Origin of the sequence: Photorhabdus hindustanensis (assembly GCF_002968995.1) — a bacterium.
Classification (GTDB): domain Bacteria; phylum Pseudomonadota; class Gammaproteobacteria; order Enterobacterales; family Enterobacteriaceae; genus Photorhabdus; species Photorhabdus akhurstii.
Genome location: NZ_PUWT01000044.1, coordinates 1 through 3,351 on the forward strand (window position 1 = coordinate 1; position 3,351 = coordinate 3,351).

The window sequence follows — 3,351 nt, forward strand, 5'->3', positions numbered from 1 at the left end:
AATTTGCTCACAATTTATACTTATCAATGCGTTTCGTTGTAAATCACTGTTTTGGTCATTTGTTGACACCCTAACATAGCCAATCTTTGCCATATGTAACCCTACCTAATACCAATATGAGACTATTATTATAGAAACTATCACGGATTAGCGAGTTTTTAAAAACCTTGGTTTGATGGAAACGGTGAATTTGGCTAAGGGAGCAGTACCGAATAGCCGAAAAGTGAATGGCAAAGTTCTGACTGAAGATATCAATATTACGTCTCAGGATATCTTTAATGGGCAATCAATATCCATACCCGACAAAGCCGATTTAAATGATTATCAAACACCAGGGCTTTATTATCAGGGTTTGGATGTACAAGCGGGAACCGGTAATAACTATCCTGAACCACTTGCAGGTTCACTTGTCGTTTTACAGGCTGCTGGGATCATTCAGCGTTATTTTGTTTATAACAGCAGTCGAATATATACACGTTCTTTATATTCTTGGAATAGACCTGATGCAATATGGTCACCTTGGGCACGAGAATATAATACCCTGAATAAACCCACTGCGAGTGAGCTCGGTTTAATGGAAACCGTTACTAAAGCTGCGGATGCGTTGCAACGCAGTGGTGGCAATGTAACAGGCGACATAATTATTACTACTGACTCTATGCTGAGTTGGAGCAGACTCACCGACTTCGCCTCTATCGGTTTTAAAGACACCGCAGATGAAGATACAGACTCCTATATGTGGTTTAGAACAGGAGATAATGGTAACGAATATTTCAAATGGCAGCATGCCCTCTCTGGAGGGCCAACTAATGAATGGATGAGTCTTAAACCTGATAACCTCCGAATTAGAGGGCATCAGGTCTATCATGAAGGATATAGACCAACCGCTGCAATTATTGGCGCTTATACAAAATCAGAATCAGACACGCGTTATATTCAAGACATTCGCTTTGGTGCCAAAGAACTCGCGCAAGTACGGAAAAGCTCTGGGGATACAGACACAAATGGATATGCCATTACTGCTGTAATAAATGGAAATAGAGATGAGTTAGTTGACACCGTAAACCGCAGGCCAATACAGAAGAAGGTTAACGGCATGTGGATGAATATACCCAATATTTAGTAAGGTGATAAATATATGCAAAACATTAAAAAATTTTCCCAATATATACCTGACTCAAAACAAGCCAGAAAAATCATTGAAGATTTTAATGTCATTTATTTGAAATCAGAAGACGGTCAGGACTGGTATGAATGCCAGAAAAGCTTTAATTCTGGCACAATCAAAGTAATGTATGATTTTAATAATGTAATCCGTTCTATATCAGGAGATGTATCAGCTTTTAACCCAGATGGAATGAGTGTAGCTGAGGTAAATCATCTGCCTGATTCTTGCGATATTTCTGGCAAATGGCAATATATAAACGGTGCTATTGTTTCGCGTGAGTACACAAAGGGCGAGTTAGTTGTTCAAGCGGAGAGACGTAAAGAAGAATTGCTAGTCCTTGCCAGCAATAATATTGCTCCCTTACAAGATGCCGTTGATCTAGATGAAGCAACTCTGGAAGAGATAGAACGGCTCAAAGCTTGGAAAAAATACCGAATGCAAGCAAACCGCATTGATCCCACCATAGCACCAGATATTGAGTGGCCTGCACAACCCGCATAAATAAATATAGGCCCGCAGTTCACAAACCTCGGGCCTTTTTTTATTCTGGTTTTTAGAGCAATCAATAAGTGCTTACCTAATGCGTCAGACCTTACTGGAATGAAGAAAATACCAAGTCATACTTAACTGGGTTGATATTTCAAAGGCATCGGAAATCGATTGGTCAACATAACCTATCATAACTGAAAAAAGACCGGGGACAGAATAACACCCGGTCTTGATAATTGTATTATTCCGGTATTTGTGGCCACTCAATATCTGAAGCCATTGAAGTATCTACACGGCTCAGTAATACCACATACTTCTTCCAGGCAAGCAATAATGCTTTCTCTGTGTCCGAGGCCATCTCAGTCTCAATAGCATATTGTAATAAAGTCATGGCTTCATCAGCCTGTTGGCGAAGAATGACACGGTGTTGTTCTGCCTGTTCAATCTGACTGTTTTTTTGAGCTTCAATGTCCGTTACCCATTTTTCACCATCCCACTTATCAAAATCAGTGTTTGGTTGTTTGCACGTCAGTGTTTCTGGTAATTCGCCCGGTTTAATGATTTCCTTCTGTTCCCCAGTTTGGGTGTCGTAAGCTATTTTTCCTCGATAATCTGGTACAATTTGCCAACCGGTTAAATCAGATGAACGGCAGGCGACATACCCTTCTTGGGTATCAGGTGGCGCGTCTGTGCAAGAATTAGCAGGAAGACCGACACCAATAGGAAGATACTCATCAGAACTGTGTAAATATTCCAGCGTAATCGCATCGTAATTAAACACAACGATACTTCCGGTACTGATGGCAATATTATTTTTATCCAGTACAGCCTTATTCATCAGGCAATCCTCACAATATAATTAAATGCCACGTTTCGTGGACGTGTTTCTATTCACCCACCCGTTTGGTGGTATGTCAGTCGGCCAAGGCAGAGGTATTCCTACTGGGATCTCTTCAAGTACAGACGTGAGCATTATGCTGCCCTTACAATGTAGTTAAACGCTACGTTACGTGGCCTTGATACCCCTATATAAGTTGCACTGGTATTCCAAGTTGTTGCCGTACCGACAGCTCTAGCTCTCAGTGGAATATCTTTATTTTGGGGAGTATCCCATTGTAATTTCGTACGCTCGTTGAGTGAGAAGTTAACAACATTATCAACTTGACCAACTTCCTGTACTAAATAAGACCCTTCTTGCCATACCAATAATGTACGATCCGGATCAACGCCACGTTTGTCATCCCAACCGCGAATAAATTCTCCTCGCAAATCGGGCAAATTACCACCAGGGTAAGCCTTAGCTAATTCCGGAAATTTCGCTTTATCAAAGGCCGCACCATTGCATTGCAACCACCCATCCGGTAGTGTGGCCGTCGGCCAAGGAAGTGGCACCCCTATCGGAATTAGCTTTTCTAATAAACCAAGGTTTTTCACAAAAGCATTTTTATCTGGGATATCTGCGCCATTTTGGTTTTTTGCCAATTTACTATTAGCATTATCATAAGCTGCTTTTACTGCTTTGGGGGTTGCTGCTGTAGTTTCATCACTACTGTTAATGGCACTATTAAGTTTTGTAAAACCTTTCTCTGTCAGCGTGGCATCTGGATGATTGCGGCTTTTTTCATGTTTCTGAATAGAGCTATCTACATAATCACGAGTTGCCAGAACGACAGAGGGATCGATTTTCCAGCGTT

At 41.2% G+C, this 3,351-nt stretch carries 4 protein-coding genes and 1 pseudogene; 2 read left to right on the top strand and 3 right to left on the bottom strand.

What is annotated here, in order from left to right; all coding sequences use genetic code 11:
- Nucleotides 1-93: pseudogene (locus tag C6H66_RS16020) on the bottom strand (DNA-invertase); the annotation flags it as partial.
- Nucleotides 94-190: 97 nt separating this feature from the next.
- Between C6H66_RS16020 and C6H66_RS26020 the strand changes: the two are divergent.
- Together C6H66_RS26020 and C6H66_RS16030 are read left to right on the top strand one after the other, a co-directional pair.
- Complete coding sequence (locus C6H66_RS26020) at nucleotides 191-1,123, top strand: pyocin knob domain-containing protein (protein ID WP_181150222.1); 933 nt, start codon at nucleotides 191-193, stop codon at nucleotides 1,121-1,123.
- Between the two features lie 15 nt (nucleotides 1,124-1,138).
- Nucleotides 1,139-1,669: a tail fiber assembly protein gene (locus tag C6H66_RS16030; protein ID WP_046397180.1), complete on the top strand. Its 531-nt coding sequence runs from the start codon at nucleotides 1,139-1,141 to the stop codon at nucleotides 1,667-1,669.
- A 229-nt stretch (nucleotides 1,670-1,898) separates the two neighbouring features.
- Here the strand turns inward: C6H66_RS16030 and C6H66_RS16035 are convergent, their stop codons facing one another.
- Nucleotides 1,899-2,495 (bottom strand): tail fiber assembly protein, encoded by a 597-nt coding sequence (locus C6H66_RS16035; RefSeq protein WP_046397181.1) that lies wholly within the window; start codon nucleotides 2,493-2,495, stop codon nucleotides 1,899-1,901.
- 134 nt (nucleotides 2,496-2,629) lie between these two features.
- On the bottom strand, nucleotides 2,630-3,351 hold a 722-nt coding region (locus C6H66_RS16040; protein WP_248000693.1), incomplete at its 5' end, for a phage tail protein.